Source organism: Pseudomonas caricapapayae (genome assembly GCF_001400735.1).
Taxonomy (GTDB): domain Bacteria; phylum Pseudomonadota; class Gammaproteobacteria; order Pseudomonadales; family Pseudomonadaceae; genus Aquipseudomonas; species Aquipseudomonas caricapapayae.
Map to the genome: position 1 here is coordinate 62,017 of NZ_LJPW01000146.1, position 17,041 is coordinate 79,057.

The 17,041-nt window shown below is 59.3% G+C and carries 16 protein-coding genes; 6 read left to right on the forward strand and 10 right to left on the reverse strand.

Annotated features, from left to right (window positions below):
• Window positions 1–53 precede the first annotated feature (53 nt).
• Window positions 54–446 (forward strand): DUF3301 domain-containing protein, encoded by a 393-nt coding sequence (locus tag ALO80_RS21325; RefSeq protein ID WP_004659125.1) that lies wholly within the window; start codon window positions 54–56, stop codon window positions 444–446.
• A gap of 136 nt (window positions 447–582) precedes the next feature.
• Here ALO80_RS21325 and ALO80_RS21330 read toward each other — a convergent pair whose 3' ends face one another.
• Complete coding sequence (locus ALO80_RS21330; protein ID WP_055010468.1) at window positions 583–1,554, reverse strand: CobW family GTP-binding protein; 972 nt, start codon at window positions 1,552–1,554, stop codon at window positions 583–585.
• A gap of 52 nt (window positions 1,555–1,606) precedes the next feature.
• On the opposite strand from ALO80_RS21330, the gene ALO80_RS21335 reads away from it, so the two are divergent.
• On the forward strand, window positions 1,607–1,981 hold the full coding sequence (locus ALO80_RS21335) for a hypothetical protein (protein ID WP_055010418.1): 375 nt from the start codon (window positions 1,607–1,609) through the stop codon (window positions 1,979–1,981).
• Window positions 1,982–1,983: 2 nt separating this feature from the next.
• On the opposite strand, the gene ALO80_RS21340 is transcribed toward ALO80_RS21335, so the two are convergent.
• Together ALO80_RS21340 and zigA are read right to left on the reverse strand one after the other, a co-directional pair.
• Window positions 1,984–2,634 carry a DUF1826 domain-containing protein gene (locus ALO80_RS21340; protein ID WP_055010419.1) on the reverse strand — a complete coding sequence of 217 codons (651 nt, stop codon included), beginning with the start codon at window positions 2,632–2,634 and terminating at the stop codon, window positions 1,984–1,986.
• A complete protein-coding gene (gene zigA / locus ALO80_RS21345; protein WP_055010420.1) occupies window positions 2,634–3,845 on the reverse strand; it encodes a zinc metallochaperone GTPase ZigA in 1,212 nt (403 codons plus the stop codon). Before zigA ends, ALO80_RS21340 begins: the two co-directional genes overlap by 1 nt.
• 140 nt (window positions 3,846–3,985) lie before the next feature.
• Here zigA and ALO80_RS21350 point away from each other — a divergent pair, with 140 nt between their 5' ends.
• Window positions 3,986–4,369 (forward strand): hypothetical protein, encoded by a 384-nt coding sequence (locus ALO80_RS21350; RefSeq protein ID WP_055010421.1) that lies wholly within the window; start codon window positions 3,986–3,988, stop codon window positions 4,367–4,369.
• Window positions 4,370–4,374: 5 nt separating this feature from the next.
• Here the strand turns inward: ALO80_RS21350 and ALO80_RS21355 are convergent, their stop codons facing one another.
• Both ALO80_RS21355 and ALO80_RS21360 read right to left on the reverse strand, forming a co-directional pair.
• Window positions 4,375–5,598: an N-acetylmuramoyl-L-alanine amidase gene (locus ALO80_RS21355; RefSeq protein ID WP_054984305.1), complete on the reverse strand. Its 1,224-nt coding sequence runs from the start codon at window positions 5,596–5,598 to the stop codon at window positions 4,375–4,377.
• A gap of 200 nt (window positions 5,599–5,798) precedes the next feature.
• Window positions 5,799–6,320 (reverse strand): DUF3617 domain-containing protein, encoded by a 522-nt coding sequence (locus ALO80_RS21360; RefSeq protein ID WP_054984304.1) that lies wholly within the window; start codon window positions 6,318–6,320, stop codon window positions 5,799–5,801.
• A gap of 169 nt (window positions 6,321–6,489) precedes the next feature.
• On the opposite strand from ALO80_RS21360, the gene cls reads away from it, so the two are divergent.
• The 3 genes from cls (at window position 6,490) to ALO80_RS21375 (ending at window position 9,102) form a co-directional block, all read left to right on the forward strand.
• Window positions 6,490–7,929, forward strand: coding sequence for a cardiolipin synthase (gene cls / locus ALO80_RS21365; protein ID WP_055010422.1), 1,440 nt, complete (start codon window positions 6,490–6,492; stop codon window positions 7,927–7,929).
• A 117-nt stretch (window positions 7,930–8,046) separates the two neighbouring features.
• Window positions 8,047–8,514: a YhfG family protein gene (locus ALO80_RS21370; RefSeq protein ID WP_055010469.1), complete on the forward strand. Its 468-nt coding sequence runs from the start codon at window positions 8,047–8,049 to the stop codon at window positions 8,512–8,514.
• A 3-nt stretch (window positions 8,515–8,517) separates the two neighbouring features.
• On the forward strand, window positions 8,518–9,102 hold the full coding sequence (locus ALO80_RS21375; protein WP_055010423.1) for a putative adenosine monophosphate-protein transferase Fic: 585 nt from the start codon (window positions 8,518–8,520) through the stop codon (window positions 9,100–9,102).
• 81 nt (window positions 9,103–9,183) lie between these two features.
• On the opposite strand, the gene cfaB is transcribed toward ALO80_RS21375, so the two are convergent.
• The 5 genes from cfaB to hflK (ALO80_RS21400) all read right to left on the reverse strand — a co-directional run bounded on the left by cfaB (window position 9,184) and on the right by hflK (ALO80_RS21400) (window position 16,627).
• Window positions 9,184–10,371: a C17 cyclopropane fatty acid synthase CfaB gene (gene cfaB, locus ALO80_RS21380; protein WP_055010424.1), complete on the reverse strand. Its 1,188-nt coding sequence runs from the start codon at window positions 10,369–10,371 to the stop codon at window positions 9,184–9,186.
• Window positions 10,372–10,603: 232 nt separating this feature from the next.
• A complete protein-coding gene (locus ALO80_RS21385) occupies window positions 10,604–12,571 on the reverse strand; it encodes a cation-translocating P-type ATPase (RefSeq protein ID WP_055010425.1) in 1,968 nt (655 codons plus the stop codon).
• A complete protein-coding gene (gene hflK / locus ALO80_RS21390) occupies window positions 12,568–13,638 on the reverse strand; it encodes a protease modulator HflK (RefSeq protein ID WP_055010426.1) in 1,071 nt (356 codons plus the stop codon). Before hflK (ALO80_RS21390) ends, ALO80_RS21385 begins: the two co-directional genes overlap by 4 nt.
• Entirely contained in the window at window positions 13,635–14,669 is a 1,035-nt protein-coding gene (hflC, locus tag ALO80_RS21395) for a protease modulator HflC (protein WP_055010427.1), read from the reverse strand. Before hflC ends, hflK (ALO80_RS21390) begins: the two co-directional genes overlap by 4 nt.
• An 11-nt stretch (window positions 14,670–14,680) precedes the next feature.
• Window positions 14,681–16,627, reverse strand: coding sequence for a protease modulator HflK (gene hflK / locus ALO80_RS21400; RefSeq protein ID WP_055010428.1), 1,947 nt, complete (start codon window positions 16,625–16,627; stop codon window positions 14,681–14,683).
• Window positions 16,628–17,041 lie beyond the last annotated feature (414 nt).

Here is a 17,041-nt window from a genome sequence, read left to right on the forward strand (position 1 = left end):
GTAAATCACTCAGGACAGTTAAGCTGGTGACTCCTACGCTGGAGCACTCTGTCATGCTGACCCTGGGAAACATTTTCGTGCTGATGCTGTTCGCGAGCGCTGCGGCCTGGTGGTGGCATGCCCATGGTCTGCGAGAAAAAGCGCTGGCCAGGGTCAAGCAGCATTGCGCACGCCTTGAACTGCAACTGCTGGACGACGCGGTTGCCCTGCGCCGTCTGACCTTTGCTCTGGACGCTCAGGGCCGCAAGCGTCTGGCACGCGTCTATGGTTTCGAGTTCACGGTAACCGGCGAGCAACGTCATCCCGGCACAATCACCATGTTTGGCGCACACACTGCGCAAATCGAACTGGCACCCTACCCGTTTGAAATCAAAACGCCACCACCTAGCGCCGAGATTATTCAAATGAGCGAGTGGCGGCAATCTCATCAGAAGTGGAAGCAGTAAGCGCGCACGATGCTCGTTGCCGCGATTCAGCGCTGATGTCCACGCGTAAACCCGACTGACTATCGTGCCAATGCTCCGCGTTGGCATGCCGTTCCGCACGCTCCGCGTCCTGCCCTCAGCAAGCCACTAACACCCGTCACACCAGACACTCCGCCATCTGCGCCTGTAACTCATCCACATCCTGCGCCACGGAAAAGATCAATTCCAGACGTGAATCCTGACGCCACTCGCTGCTCTGCCACGCCAGCGGAGCACCCTCCACGACGTTGCCGGAATACCAACCGCCCTCGCTGTGGATGACCATCTTGGCTCGTCGCCACTCAAGGCCTTCCAGCCAGTGCAACACGCGCTGCAGGTCGAAGCGCTGCGAAGGATGCCAACGCCAACCGATGCTCCAGCCGTCGTTGCTGACCTGACTCAGACAGATCGGCACCTTTGGATCAGCCCATAGCGCCGGCAATTGGCCGACGCCGCCAGGCAGCGTCAGTTTATCCACAGCCTGGTTATCCACAGCCGACACACTGCCGAAGCCAGGCAGGCGGTCCAGCGGCAATTCTCCATGGCGGGTCCAGATCAAGGCATGCGGCGTCATTTGCTCAGTCAATGTCTGGCGAGAGATTTCATCCAGTTGCTCGGACTTGTTCATGACCAGCAGGCCTGCACCGGCCAGCGCTTCCTGCTGAGTGATCGGCAGTGGCTGCCCGGCAAGCATTGCCTTTGCGTCCAGCACCATCACGCCGGGCTGAACCTCCAGTACGCCGCGCCAGGGTGCCTCGCGCAGTTGTTTCATCAGTTGCGCAGGATGGCCGAGCCCCGAGGGTTCGATCAGCAGGCGATCAGGCCGGGCTTTGCGCAACAAACGTCCCAGGCCGATCTGGAAAGGCACGCCGTTGACGCAACACAGGCAGCCGCCAGCCACTTCGCCAAGTGCGATACCATCGGCATCCGTGGTCAGCAACGCAGCATCCAGGCCAATCTGGCCGAACTCATTGATCAACACGGCCCAGCGTTCATGAGCGGGTTTCTGCGCCAGCAGGCGCTTGATCAGGCTGGTCTTGCCGGCGCCCAGAGGGCCACCGATGACATGCGTCGGTATGTTTTGCAGCATGGGATCACTTTTGACGAATGCGTGGGTCATTGAAGAGCAAGGAAGGGTAACGATGCAAGTGATGTGGCAGTCTGCCCGCCTGGCACTGATGCTGCTGGCAGTGTGTTCAGGTACGGCGTGGGCCGAGGCCTGTCTGGTTCACAGCCAGGCCGAAAGGCTTGATGTAAAAGTCTGCCAGGAAAATATCAATATTCCGGCAAACCTGTTCCACGACAGTTTCTGCAAGCCACAGCTGGCCGGGCAGAAGACCGAAACAACCTACTCGCAACAGTGCCCGGCAGGCGCTTTCGGCGTCTGCCGCAATGCGCAGGTCGCCAATCTGCCGTATCGCGAGCACATTCACTACTACGGCGTCGCTGGCGACGCGCTGTACCTCAAGCCTTTCTGTGAAGGCCAGAGCAAGGGGCAATGGATAACACCTGAATAAATTCAGGCAAGCCAGTCCAAAGTCAGAATCAACCTGCGCTCGTTACGCAGCAGTTGCGGCGAGCGGTGGATCAAACCGAAGCCTTCATTGCCATGCCAGCGTTCGCCCTTGAGCAGTGCCACTTCTCCGCTGTTGATTTGCCGGATGTCGGCAGCGCTGGTGGGCTCGGCGTCCAGTTGACCGAGGTGTTTGCGGTCCATCACTCCTTCGTGCAGCCATTGGCTGCCAACGCCGCCATATGTGGTGATAAGGCGCACCGGCACATGATCGACATGAAAGCGCGGGCACATGGCCTTGTCGAGTACCCGCAGGCGCAGGCCAACGCACTCTGCGCCCAACAGACAGGCGTAGGCACTGACCAGCCAGGAAACATCGGCAATGAAGCCCTGATAACCCTGCAGATCGGAATATCCTCGCGCCAGCGCACTCAGGTCAGGCTCGACTTCGCCCCCTTTCACTTCCAGAGTCATGGACTCGGCAAGAGGCTCGCCCATCGACAGCAGCAAGGCACCGAAATCTTCTATGTGCGCTGGTAGTTGACGCTGCCAGACCGCGAGGTTGACGCCATCCTGCAGAATCTCGCTCAATACTTCAGGCGCGCTGCCCTGCGCCTGACGAACGGCTGCTCTCGGCTCCAAACGATAGGCCAGCATCAGGCAGCCACCTCTTCTTCGTACCAGTCGCCGAAAGGATCGGCCAGCGTGCGCCAGCGCTCGACACCCTCCGCCAGCTCGGCATCCGTGAGCAGACACTGGTCAAGCTCGGCCGTCAGCAAGGCAAAGTCGATGTTCTGGCCGATGAACACCAGTTCCTGGCGACAGTCGCCGGTTTCAGTTGACCAGTTCTCCAGGATGGACCTGACACTTTCCCTGTCCTCGGGCCAGCCGTCGCGCGTCACGAAACGCCACCAGCGTCCGGCAAAGCCGTGGCGCATCAAGCCGCCCGCCTGTGACCAGCTGCCCGCATCCTTGTACTTGTTGGCCAGCCAGAAGAAGCCCTTGGAGCGCAGCAACTTGCCATTGGTCCACGGACGATTGATGAAATTGAAAAAGCGCTCCGGGTGGAACGGGCGACGAGCGCGATAGGCCGTTGATGCGATGCCGTACTCTTCGGTTTCCGGAACATGTTCGCCGCGCATTTCCTTGAGCCAGCCGGGTGCCCGGGAAGCGCGTTCAAAGTCGAAGCGTCCGGTGTTGAGAATCCTCGCCAGTGGAACCTGGCCCATCACCATCGGCACGATTTCAGCTTCGGGGTTCAGGCGTTTCAAAATGGCCATCAGCTCCTCGCGCTCGCTGGAACTGATCAGGTCAATCTTACTGAGCAGAATGACGTCGGCAAATTCGATCTGCTCGATCAGCAGGTCGGTGATCGAACGGTCATCGTCGTCACCCAGGCTTTCCCCACGCGTGGATAAACCGTCTGCCGCCTCGTAATCAAGCATGAAGTTCACGCCATCCACGACGGTGACCATCGTGTCCAGGCGGGCCAGATCCATCAGGCTTTTGCCAGCCTCATCACGGAAGGTGAAGGTCTCGGCCACTGGCAACGGTTCGGAGATCCCAGTGGACTCAATCAACAGGTAGTCAAAACGGCCATCCTGCGCGAGGCGGCTGACCTCTTCGAGCAAGTCTTCACGCAAGGTGCAGCAGATGCAGCCATTGCTCATCTCGATCAGCTTTTCTTCGGCGCGATTCAGGCTGACATCGCGCTGAACTTCACTGCCATCGATATTGATCTCACTCATGTCGTTGACGATCACGGCAACCCGCAGGTTTTCACGATTGCGCAGCACGTAATTGAGTAAAGTGCTTTTACCGGCGCCAAGAAAACCGGACAGGACGGTAACGGGTAGAAGATTGGCCATCAGGATTCTCCAGGCAGCTGCAAGGCTTTGGCCTTGTTCATGTCGACTGCAACGAATCCCTCAGGCAGCCGACGCTAATCACATCGAGATGTTATAGTATAACAAGTCAAAATAGCTACGGCTTTGGTGAAGGGATCTTCATGAAACGGGTTTCAACAGGCTTGATCGCGCTGCTCATCAGCACGCATTTGATGGCGTCACCACCCAGACCTTCTGCCGATCTCGCCACCTGTACCCGCAGCGCAACGGTGCTTGCCTGCAAAGATGCATCAGGCAACAGCTACAGCGTGGCCACTGCAGGATCAACGACCTGGCTAAAGGGTTACGAGAAGCTCGATAAGCGTCGCTGGGCGCAAACCAACAGTCGCTACGGTCAACTGACGTTTTTTACCGGGCTGGCGTCCAATGGCGAAACCTGGATAGGCACCGTCCAGCGCGTAGGCTGGACGACCATTACGCGGGTATCCAGCTCAAGCGGCACACGCAGCAAGATCATCTGCAGCCGACTGAACGGCTGCCGCTGATTTGGTCAGACTTGCTGCTCTTGTTTCTGCGCCTGTAACCAGGCCATGTGCGAGTCCACCGGCGGGTTACGCTGGAAGTAGCGCTGCAAGCCATCGAACAAACCATCTGCAACCGCCTGCTGGTGGCGCGCGGTGACCAGACGCTGACTGTCGCGACTGTTGGAGATAAATCCGGTTTCGACCAGAATCGACGGCACATCCGGAGATTTGAGAACGGCGAACCCGGCCTGCTCCACGCGCTTCTGATGCAGCGTGGTGATCCCTTCCAGACTGCCTAGCACGGTGTGGCCCAGTTGCAGACTGGCGGCAATGGTGGCGTTCATCGACATGTCGAGAATCACCCCGGCGAGCATCGGATCCTTGTCCTTCAGGTTGAGCAGCGACGTCGCACCCAACAAGTCTGCACCGTTTTCCCGTTGAGCCATGAAGCGTGCCGTTGCCGAGGTTGCTCCGCCTTCTGAAAGGGCAAATACCGAAGCACCAGACGCCGTCAGACGAGGCGCAGCATCAGCGTGAACAGAGATGAACATGTCGGCGTTGGACTTGTGCGCGAACTCGACGCGCTTGCGCAGCGGTACGAAGAAGTCATCGTTGCGCACCAGTCGTACGTCGAAGCCCTTCTCGCGCTTCAAGCGCCTGGCCAGCAACTGGGCGATGGAAAGCACCACATCTTTCTCGCGCTCGCCCCGTGAACCCACGGCACCCGGGTCCTTGCCGCCGTGACCGGCATCGACCACCACCATGATGTCGCGTCCGGTGTGGGCCTTGCTCTGGATAGGTACAGGCACCGGCGGCGGTAGCTCAGCCATCTGCACCGGGGCACGAGCCGTAGAACTCATGTCCAGTACCAGCCGATGCCCCTGCCCGCCTTCCGGCCCGAGCAGGAAACTGTTGAGTTGTACCGGCGCGGTAAGGTCCAGCACGATACGTGTATCGTCACCCTGGCCGTAGTGCCCGGAGCGAATTGATTTGATAACCGTACGGTCCAGTGCCAGCTGGCTGAAGTCACCGGTCAGACGTGATCCGCTGACATCAATGATCAGACGGTCAGGTGCAGTAAGCGTGAAGGTTTTGTATTGAACCGGGCCGCTCAGATCAAGGACCAGCCGAAGTTTGTCGTTGGTACGCCACAGCCGGGCGTTACGAATCTGTGTGGCGTACGCACCCAACGGCAACGTCAGAGCCGCGCTGGCCAGCAGCATGTTGAGCAACACTTGGCGTCGGTGCATGGAACGTCTCAAAGAGCAAATTGAGCATCCCGGCTCACGAAGGGTTCATCCACATCATTAGTAACAATATAACATGCAGTTACGGACGAAAGATGAAGCCCTTCATGAAGATTCCGTCATCTGGCACCGCTGCAGCAGCGACAAAAAGTCATCACCTCAAGACAGCGTGTTCCACGTGGAACATAAGTCTCTGAATTTGATCAGGTACGCGGAGCCACATTGCCACACTGCGGGCCCAGCCACACGGCACGAGTATCCATGCTTCCGTTCTGTTGCTGACCAGTGGCGTTGAAAGTACCCACCACGTTCGTGGTGAATTCACGATCACTCAGGAATTTCGCCTGCCCGGTACCTTGAGCTTTCGGGCAACTGAACTGGAAGTTCCAGGTCTTGCCGTTTCTTGCAGTAATCTTTTGCGTGCATCCGGAAGCCGGATCAGTGAGCGGGATATCGTCCGACTGTACTTGGGCCTGTGTCAGGCAGGCTCTCACGCCTTTGCCGCCGAGCGTGACGCCTTGCTTCTTCATCATCTGTTCCATCATGGCGCGCTGCTCAGGCGGCAGGTTCTGCAATTGCCCCAGCATCAACTGCATGTCCGGCAGTTGTTGTCCGTCCACCTTCATATTGCTCGACGTCAGCTCCCACAACCCCGGCTGCAGCATTTGAGCTTGAGCCAGAGGGGTAGCCAGGCAAAACATCCAGGCCAACATACGTTTGTTCATTTCAAGATTCCTGATGGACGATTGCAGATGTAAACGCGGCCAGAGTGATCCAGCCGAAAGATAAGCCTTAGACGGCACAGGGACCGCCCAGTTGCACCGGGAATAAAATAGCGACATTCGGGTCCAGCTGTGGTCTGTTAGGCAGCAAAGGCGAGGAGCATTGTTCCACATGGATTATCACGACCCGTACTTTTTCGGTTATGTCCTCGGTTTCATTCATTTGCTCGGCACAGGTGCAGCCATTCACGCATTGCTGACCGTGCGCACCTCTCAAGGGGCGATTGCCTGGGCGATGCCGCTGCTGTTCATCCCCTACTTCACCCTGCTGCCTTATCTGGTGTTCGGCAGAAGCTCGTTCGACGCCTATATCAAGGCACGTCGCCAAGCCAACCAGGAAATGCGAATTGCGATTGGCAGCCTGAACTGGCGGCCCTGGATCGAGGAGGCTGTAGCAGCACGCCGCTCGGATGCCTATGCGGCACTGCGTGCAATGCCCAAACTGGGGAACATGCCTGCACTGGCCAACAATAAGGTCAGGCTGTTGATTAACGGCGAAGAAACTTTCGGGGCAATTTTTAAAGCCATCGGCGAGGCTAAAAAAACCATTCTGATTCAGTTCTTCATCATTCATGACGACAAGCTGGGTCGTCAGTTGCAAACCCTGCTGCTGGAAAAAGCTGCCGAGGGCGTAGCGATTTTCGTGCTTTACGACCGGATCGGCAGTCACGCCTTGCCAGGCAGCTATATCGACACCTTACGCGACGGTGGCGTGCAGATAAAAGCCTTTGCCACGCGTGGCGGCTGGCTCAATCGCTTTCAGATCAACTTCCGCAACCACCGCAAGATCGTCGTTGTCGATGGCCTGAAGGGCTATATGGGCGGGCATAACGTCGGTGATGAATACATGGGGCTGAAGCCACCGCTGGCACCGTGGCGCGATACCCATGTAGAAGTCATCGGCCCGGTAGTCGCCTGTCTGCAGGAGTCGTTCGCCGAAGACTGGTTCTGGGCCACTCGCGAACTGCCACCGCTGAGTCTGCCTGACGAATTTCCCGAAGACGGTGTGCTCTGTCAGTTGCTGACCAGTGGTCCGGCCGATGCACAGGAAACCTGCTCGCTGTTCTTCGTCGAAGCCATCCATGCTGCCGAAGAGCGAGTGTGGATCACCAGTCCTTATTTCATCCCGGACGAAGCTGTGAGCGCCGCTCTGACCCTGGCTGTGTTACGCGGGGTGGATGTGCGCCTGCTGCTGCCCTCGCGCCCCGATCATTACGTGGTGTACGCAGCCTCCAGCCTGTACGCCTTCGATGCGGTGCGTGCCGGCGTGCGGGTATTCCGATACGAACCGGGCTTTCTGCACCAGAAGGTCGTGCTGGTCGATAACGAAATCACCGCAATAGGCAGCGCAAACCTCGACAACCGCTCGTTCCGCCTCAACTTCGAACTGATGCTGCTAACCGTCGACAGCGACTTTTCCCGTCAGGTCGAAGCCATGCTCACTGCCGATTTTGCCCTCGCGCGAGAAATATCCATCCAGGAAAGCCACGAGACACGGCGCCTTCATCAGTTAGGCATGCGCGTTGCGAGGCTGATCTCGCCGATTTTGTGAGGACAGCCCATTGCGATAGTCAGTGCGCTGTGAACATTGGATAAACAGCTAATATTCTCTAAAATCTTGATCAACACCGGCATGGACATTGGCATTGATAGACTTACTGGACTCAGCATGAAGACGTCACTGCAGCAGGTATTACAGGCTGAGCAAATCGACGATCTGAAGAGGCTCGGTACATTCATCGACGTGAAAAAATGCATCGAGGCTCAGTTGATGTTGAAACTTGGCGTTAACGGCTGGATGGCATTGTGCTCAAAGCTTGAAGCCCTCCGCGCAGCGCTACGCGCGAATAACGCCTCTGTGCAATTGGCTGCCCGTGAGAAAACCTTCAAAGACGCCAGACGCAGACTCTCAGAAAGCCTTGGTTTTAAGATAACGGCAAAAAATCAGACAGAGCTCGACCGGGTCATTCAAACGTGCTCGATGTATAGGTTTAATCACGCCACTGATCCGCACAAACGCTTTGAACAAAATAAACGCAGAAATTTTATAAACAGTTCGAAACTGGAAGGCATTCATCTACACTTCACTGACGAAGAAACGTCGTTGGAGATGATACTGGCTAAACACAGAAGATGATCAATGGACCGATACGATGCCTCTCATGACCACTATTGCTATCCCGACTCGTCGGTATTAAAAAACAGGTTGAACATTCAAGGCATGGATGACCTTGAGGCGGCAGAAAGGGAAATTACCGCAATCACCGTTAATCGCATCAAATACGTGGCACCTCCTTACAGTCTCGACACCCTAAAACGTCTGCATCACCAACTGTTTTCTGACCTCTATGCGTGGGCAGGAAAAGTCAGGAGCGTAGACATATCAAAAGGTGGAACCCGCTTTTGTACATCCGCGCGAATTGAAGCCGAGGCGTTGAAAATCTTTGCCGGCCTCAAAAAGATCAATTGGTTAAAAGAATTGGAAAAAGACGCCTTCTGTGGACACTTGGCAGAGTATTACTGTGAGCTCAATATGATCCACCCCTTCCGCGAAGGCAACGGCAGGGTTCAGCGCATCCTCTTTGAACACCTTGCGTTGTCTGCCGATTATGAACTCGATTGGGAAAGCATCAGCCAGGACGAATGGGTTAAAGCCAATATCGATGGTGTCGACGTAAATTACGGCCCCATGAAAGACATCTTTAACCGCATCGTAACGCCCTGATGAGCCTGCCTTGCACGAAGACCGTCTTGCGTGAAGCCAGGCTCTGCAAACTCCCAGAGCCTCGGCATTGGTCACCACCGTTCACCGGTAAATATCCTCCCGCGTCAGCGGCAGCCCGGTCTTGCCGTCGGCAAAGGGTTTGACCGCAAGTATCTGGTGCAGATTGATCCAGCCCTTGGCAAATCCATAGGCACAGCCTGCCAGATACAGGCGCCATATCCGCAGGGTATGTTCGGGCACGATGCGGGCCGCTTCATCGAGCCGGGCTTCAAGCCGTGCGCTCCAGTGTTCGAGGGTTCTGGCGTAGTGCGGACGCAGGCTCTCCACGTCGACCACTTCCAGCCCGGCTTCGCTGATATGGGCGCTGATCATTGCCAGATGCGGCAGCTCGCCATTGGGAAATACATAGCGGTCGATGAACTCACCGGCACCGCGCCCGACAGGACGACCGTCTGTATGCCGCGCGGTAATACCGTGGTTCATCACCAGCCCGCCCTCCTTTACTGCCCCGAACAGACACTGTGCGTACAACGGCAGGTTGGCGTGCCCTACATGCTCGAACATACCGACACTGACCACCTTGTCGAAGCGTGCATCCTGCGGCAGGTCGCGGTAGTCGAGCAATTGCAGATCGACCTTGTCTTCCAGGCCTTCGGCTTTCACCCGCTCACGGGCCAGCGCCAATTGTTGCTGGCTCAGTGTGATGCCGAAGACCTTGACGCCGTATTCGCTAGCGGCAAACCGTGCCAGGCCGCCCCATCCACACCCTACGTCCAACAGGTATTCACCCGGTTTGAGCCGCAGCTTGCGACACAGGTGATGGAATTTATCCTGCTGCGCCTGTTCCAGCGATTCGTCACCGGTCCTGAAATATGCGCATGAGTAGACCATCTCTCTGTCGAGCCAGAGCTGGTAGAACTCGTTGGATACATCGTAGTGGTAGGCAATCGACGCCGCGTCGGTGTCCTTGTCATGCTGAACGCGGGCCGGGTTTTCGGCACTGTCATCATCGTCCAGCAGCGCATGAGTCAGTTCATCGCACACCCGGACAACTTCGCTGATCGAACCTTCCAGCTCCAGCCGCCCCTCAACGAACGCACTGCCGAGCAAGCCCAGGCTGGGATGGTTGAAGTCGGAGACCAGTTGCGGATCCTTGACGACTATCGTGACGCTGGGCGCAGGCCCAAGGTCCATCTGATGTCCGTCCCAGAGCTTGAGCCGTAGCGGCAGGTGCAGGTTCTGCAGGGTCGTTGGAAGTTGTGTAAGCATTCAAAATCACCCCCTTATCCAGAAACTCAAAAAGAGAAATCCAGCAAGGACCCCGCAACAGGGCCCGCAAAGGCTATTGGCGACGGCAAAACTGCAATGAATCAACTTCGGGGAACAGCCCTGTGCCCACTGATTCGAGCCGAAAGACAGCCTGAATTTGGATCACACACTGAAACACAGCGCTTAATCTGTAACAGAATTCGTCAAAGCTCAAGCCGTTTTAAAGCGCTGATTATCGCTGCCGGCTCGAGCCCTGATACGGTGTATGGAACGTCTGGAGCTTGAGCAATGGCTCCTGAAAGCGCAGCAAACGTCCGGCATTGCCCAGTACCAACAAGGTGCTCAGATTGTGCAGGATAGCCGCGACCATCGCACCGGCAGCGCCGAGCAGACCGAAGGCGGCCAGGGCCACAATGGCCAGCGTCCAGCCCAGACCGATGATCACGTTGACCTGCAACGTCTGACGACACTGACGGCTGAGCCTCACGCATGTACCCAGGCGGCGCAGATCGCTGCCGATCAGCACGATATCGGCGGAAGCCAGCGCGATGTCCGCGCCACCCGCACCCATGGCAACGCCGACCACTCCCGCCTTCAGAGCAAGCGAATCGTTGACGCCGTCGCCCACCACCATTGGCCGGAAACCATTGGCGATCTCGCCCATGACCCGGCTCAGCTTGTCCTCAGGCAAGGCCTGCGCCTGAACGTCTGTAATACCAATATCGTGCGCCAGGGTATCGGCCACACTTTGCCGGTCACCGGTCAACAACAACTGCCGCCCCATGCCCAGTTCACGCAATTCAAACAGCGCTGCCTGCGCTTCCGGCTTGACGCTGTCGGCCAGCAGCAGCCAGGCCAGAAAAACACCATCCAGCGACAGCCCGGCCAGCGGACCGTCGTGTACAGGAACGGCAGGCGTGACAATGCCCAACTGTTCGAACAGCTCCGGGCGACCCAACGCAGCCTCACCCTGCCCGGTCGACGCCACCACACCCAGCCCCTGACGCTCACGGGTGTCCAGCAACGGCAGCAAGCAGGCGTTATCCACAAGACCGGCCAAGGCCCGACTGACCGGGTGGCTGCTGGCCGACCCCAGACTGGCGGCCAGCTCCAGCAATTGCGGGTGCTGCGGCCCGTCAGCCTGCACCGACTGCAAGCGCAAGCGTCCGTAGGTCAGCGTGCCGGTTTTATCCACAACCAGTGAGTTGAGGTCCGCCAGCTCTTCAAGAAACGCCGAGCTGCGAATCAGAATCCCGTGCCGCGCCGCAACCGCGATACCTGCGATGGCGGTGGCCGGGGCCGAGAGCACCAGCGCGCAGGGGCAGGCAGCCACCAGCACTGCCAGCATCGCCTGGGCATCCTGAGTGATAAACCAGGTCAGCGCCGCAATCAGCAGCACCAAGACCATATAGCTGCCTGCGTAGCGTTCCAGCAGGCGGGTAATCGGCGGCTTGGAACGTTCGGCGCTCTGCATCAGCGCGATGACCTTGCCCAGCGTGGACTGGTCGCCGATGCGGGTCACTTCAATACGCAGCAGTCCGTCCAGGTTGATCGCCCCGCCAAACACTTCGATCCCGACCGTGGCTTCCTGCGGCACCGACTCACCGGTGATCGACGAGGTGTCCAGACTGGCCTGGCCGGAAAGCACCCGACCATCCGCCGGGACACGGTCACCCGCACGCACTTCGACCCGATCGCCGGCTTTGAGCGTCGCGTTGTCGACCTCGCGAATACTGCCATCGGTCCCCAGCAAACGAGCCTGGCTGCGGGTCAGGCGACCCAGCGCTTCAATAGCCTCCTGCGAACCGATCACGCTGCGCTCTTCCAGCACATGACCAAAGATCATGATGATCGGCAGCAAGGCCGCGGTCATCAAATCACCAGTGGCCCAGGCACCGAGCATCGCCAGCGCGATCAACTGGTCAGTGATGCCGTGCAGGCTCGGATGCCTCAGGCTGTGCCAGCCGGCGCTGATCACCGGTATTGCCACCAACAGTGACGCAGCGCCCAACAACAACTGACTGACACCTTCCTGCTGCGGGGCGAAAAATCGCCAGACCAGCCCCAGTAGCAACACGCCGAGCGCCAGCATCGCAAGGGTCAGTTGCCGGGCTGCACTGCGCTGTTCTGCATTGCTCAGCAGGCTGCCAACCGCGTCGGGTGTGGCGGCGTCATGGGTGTGAACGGCTTCGCCACTCATTGTGGTGCTCCCTGGATGATCAGGCGGGAATCGTCTTTAGGGTCGACGGTGGTCACCGAACCGGCCTGATGCAGGATGGCCGGCACGCGTTCACGGTAGAGACGCTGCATCAGGCCGGGATCGCTGTGGTTGTCAGCAGACTGCGTCAGGCTGGTGACCGTTGCGGTGGCCGCTTGTGCCTTGGCCAGTCGCTCGGACGCCTGTGCGTGCGCCACTTGCAGGGTTCGGTCAGCCTGTTGATTGGCTGTCTGGGTCAGCTTTTCGGCATCGGTGCGCGCATTGGCCACCGCCTGATCGGCCTGCTGACTGGCCGTCAGCACGGCGTTGAATGCGTTGACTGCCGACGTCGGCAGACTCGACTGCACATCCACCCGAGCCACTTCGACACCGATGCCCATCCCGGTGGCGTCGAGCTCCGCCAGACGCTGATTGATGCCGCGCACCAGATCGCCGCGCAGCCGTTCACGGCGCTCTGCGGCCTGGCTGTCAGGGCCGATCAGCTCGGGACGGGCAACCAGAATGGTGTCCAGGTCCCGCGCTGCGGTGAGCGCCACGGCACTGCGATTGACCAGGCGGTCAAGCGCGGGTAACACATGATCGCCCTGTAACACGAAGGCGTCGGGATCAGTCACTTTGTAGAACACGGTCACGTCCAGTTGCACAACCCCGGCATCGCCGGTCAGCAGAAAGCCGGAACCTGCCAGGGCGTCGCTCATGGGGGCCGACAGGGTCGCAATTTCGTCCGCTTTCAGTGCAGCGGGCGAACGCAGCAAGGTTTCCACACGTCGCTCGATTACCCGATCAGCCGAGGGCAACAGCACCACCTGCTCGAACGGCTGCGGCCAGGCGGTCAGCAGTCCTGCGTTCTGAACCCGCTCGATGGCGCCGAAACGCATGACCACTGCACGGTTCTGCGGATCAATCTGGCGAACGTTGGAGGTGGCCCAGGCGAGCGCTGCCAGCAGAGTGACGCCATACAACCCAAGGAACGCCAGACGGCTCGCCTGCAACCAGGGACTGTTGGCAGGCGGCCGTTGCGTCACAGGCTCGTCGACCGGCTGGCTCATGGTTGCGTTCCGCTTTTGCCGTCCAGCGTCGGCGGGCCATCTACCAGCACACGGAAGGGTGCGGCATCGGTGCGCAGTATCAGACGAGTGCCTGGCGTCACGATGGTGCCCAGAGTGTCCAGCGAGCGCAGCAGGTTATACAACTGCGGCGACCCGGCGTAGGCGCGGCCATAGATCTGCGCGGCTTCAACGCGGGACTGCGCTTTGATATCGGCAGCCTTGACCGTGGCATCGGCCTCGACGATGCGCGCATCGCGCTCGGCGGCCGAACGAATCTGCGCGGCTTCGCGTTTGCCCACTGCGGTGCGTTCGGTGGCGATGGTCTCGCGTTCGGCTCGCATGCGGTCCACGGTGGCGTTGAGGGTTACCGACGGCAGAGTCAGTCGTTCGACACCGACCTGCAGAACGCGAACGCCATAGGTTGCCAGCAATTGCTGATCGATCTGCTGGCGCAATTGATTTTCGAACGCGGTGATATTCACCTTGCTGGCGTCGGTATTCACCAGGCTGGACAGGTCGAAACTGCTCGCTGTGGTCTCCAGCGCAGAGCCGACAAAGGTCCGAATCTGCCGGGCCGCCTCGTCAGGCTGGTTCTGTACCGCGCGCATGAAGCGCTGCACGTTGTCGGCATCGCCCTGCACCTGCCACGCCACATAGGCCTGAACGATGATACGCAAGCCGTCGCGGGTGCCGACATCCTGCAAACCGCTGGAGGTGGTACGCAGGCGCAGATCCACCGGAATGGTCGCCTCGAACGGTGCGGGCCAGCGCCAGTTGAGGCCAGGCTCCAGCAAAACGCGGGAGGGATTGCCGAAGCGGGTGACGACTGTCGCTTCCCCGGAACGCACCTGCACCAGACTCGCCGCGGCAATCGCAAAGGCGATCAGCACGGCAGCCAGGCTTGCACGACGCCAGGGGAAAGCGGCAGGACCGGACGCGCCGTGATGGTGGTGATGATGGCCGTGACCTCCATGCCCGTGACTGTCATGGTTATGGTCGGCGTGATCGTGATGATGATGGAACAGACTCAAGGGACGACTCCTTACTGAACGGCTTTACGCGGCGCCGTTGGGTCTGCCGGTGGGATGAAGGTACGCAGGTCGATGGTCGGCGGGTTGTCGCCGCCCAGACGGTGGTCGAGAATCAGCAACTTCGCATTGCCCAGGCCCTCGGTCAGTTGGGCCAGGTATTGCTCCAGCAAAAACGCCTGCCCCGCCTTGGCGTAGGCTTGGCGCTCCGCACTGAAGCGCAGGTCCGCGCCTTGCGCCGTGGCCAATACCTCGCGCGCAGCGGCGCTGGCCTGATCGCGAGCAACGCTGGCATTGAGCCAGGCCTGATTGGCCTTGTCACTGGCCGCGCCGCGCTCGCGGGAGATCAATGCCTGCGCGCCGATCTGCGCCGCCTGCACGGCATGATAGGCATTGGCGGCACCAGCGGGCGGGTGGATGGCTTCGACCACCGTGGCGAGCAGTTCGACGCCGCTGTCCAGGCGCTGCAAGTCAGCCTGTACGGCCTTGCCGATGTCATTGGCCAGCCCGCTGCGCTGTTCGCCGAGCAGTTCATCCAGCGTACGCGAGGCGAAGTCATGCACCAGCACGCGGCTGGCCGTGCTGCGAATCAGGGCCGGAACATCGGCGCTGTTATAGGTCGACGCCATCGCTGCGGCATCTGTCAGGCCGATGCGGTAGACGAACCGCACATCCATATTGACGATCTGAAAGCTCTGCTTGTCGCCTGCACTGCTGGCAATAACCTGGGATTTCTCGTTGATATGGCTGGCATCCCACAGTCGGTTGGCGCTGCCCGGCGGTGGTCCTTCAGCCGGGTCAAGCGTCTGCTCGGCAGCATCGGCTGCAGAAACACTGGTCGCCAGCTCATGAACCACACCGTTTTCAACCGCCAGAACACGGCCAAACGGCCAAGGCAAGCCTGCATGCAGACCAGGCCCGAACACCTCGACGGGCTTGCCGAACCGCTCATAAATGCCTCGCCCCTGCATCGGAATTTCATGCACGCCGCTCAGCGCCCAGCCCAGCGCTGCCACCGCCGCCAGCACCGGCAAAAAGGCACGGCGCATGTAGGTAAAAGCCCAGATCTGGCGCAGATCAATGCCGAAGCGGTTGTGCAGTTCATGCTGTAAGGCGAGCAGAGGGCGTGGTGGCCAACGCAACAGGTCAGCCATGAAACTGGCAGCCAGCAGACGTGGCTCGATGCGCGGCGTGCGCGGGCTGAAGACCGATAACGCAGCCCTCGACAGAAATTCGAGCGCCACGCCCAGCGGCAGCAGGCCGATCAACACGGCCAGTCGTGCAGGCCAGGCGCGATCTGCACTGGAGAAGAACAGGCACAGCGCGCCGATCAGCATAACGATGAGCGTCATGCGCACCAGTTGCGCCAGCGCTCCGGCTTCCGGCGACTGGCCGTCGGGCTCACTGCTCAGTTGCCGTTCGATGACCAGAAGCCCGAACGCCAACAGCAACAGGATGCTGCCGGCCAGATTGCCTGCCGTCGAAAGGTCGGAGCCAGACAACGTCAGATTCCAGAAGGCTCGAACAATGATCAACGCCAGTAACGCCCACCCGGCAAGCCACAGGGTGGAGCTGCCGATGTGCCTGACCAGCGACTCGCCTGAATGACTCAGCCGGGAGAGAAAACGCTCGTACCAGCCGGTCTCATCGAGCATGTCTGCCGTTTCAGGAAACGCTTCTGCGACAGGTACTGCCAACGCGCGGGCGCGCCACATCGCCACGTGCCTGGCCGACTGCAAGCCTGCGGTGAGCAGCACCAGCGCCGCCGCGGCATTGCCCAGCACGGCCATCCACAATGAGCCGGGGGAAAACAGATCGATGGACAACGCCAGCAGCAGCCCTAACGCCGCTGCTCCACCGGTCACATACATCAATCGTCCGAGACGCCGAACCTGTTGCGCCGCCATTTGAAAACGCGGCAGGCCTTCGAGGCCTTCGTGCTCACCCAAATCAACCCGCATCGCTACCCCGGTACCCGCTGATCATTGCTGTAGAGAGCCCCGTATCGGCATCCATTAATGCAGTTGCATCATAGCGTTACGATATAACACGCAGAGTGAAACTTTCGTCAGGACTGTTAGCTGAACGAATGCGAGATAGCGGCGCTGCCTGACGGGCAAATCGACCTGAAGTCGGGCAGAGGGCGGGACCGCCCGCCAGCAAAATGATTGCTGAATATTGCCTGGCAAAAAATTTTTTTGTGTCGGTCGAAGGCCCCGGGTTGTTCAGCGCGTCTTGCCTCCATCGGCTGGAAGCCTTGCGCCAAGCGGCGATGCGCTTAATCGATTAGTCTGCAGCGGCGCAAAAATCAGCGTCACAGCGGTCAACACGCCGGGTTCATTACCCATGATCGGCGTTTTTTTTTGGCCGATTTC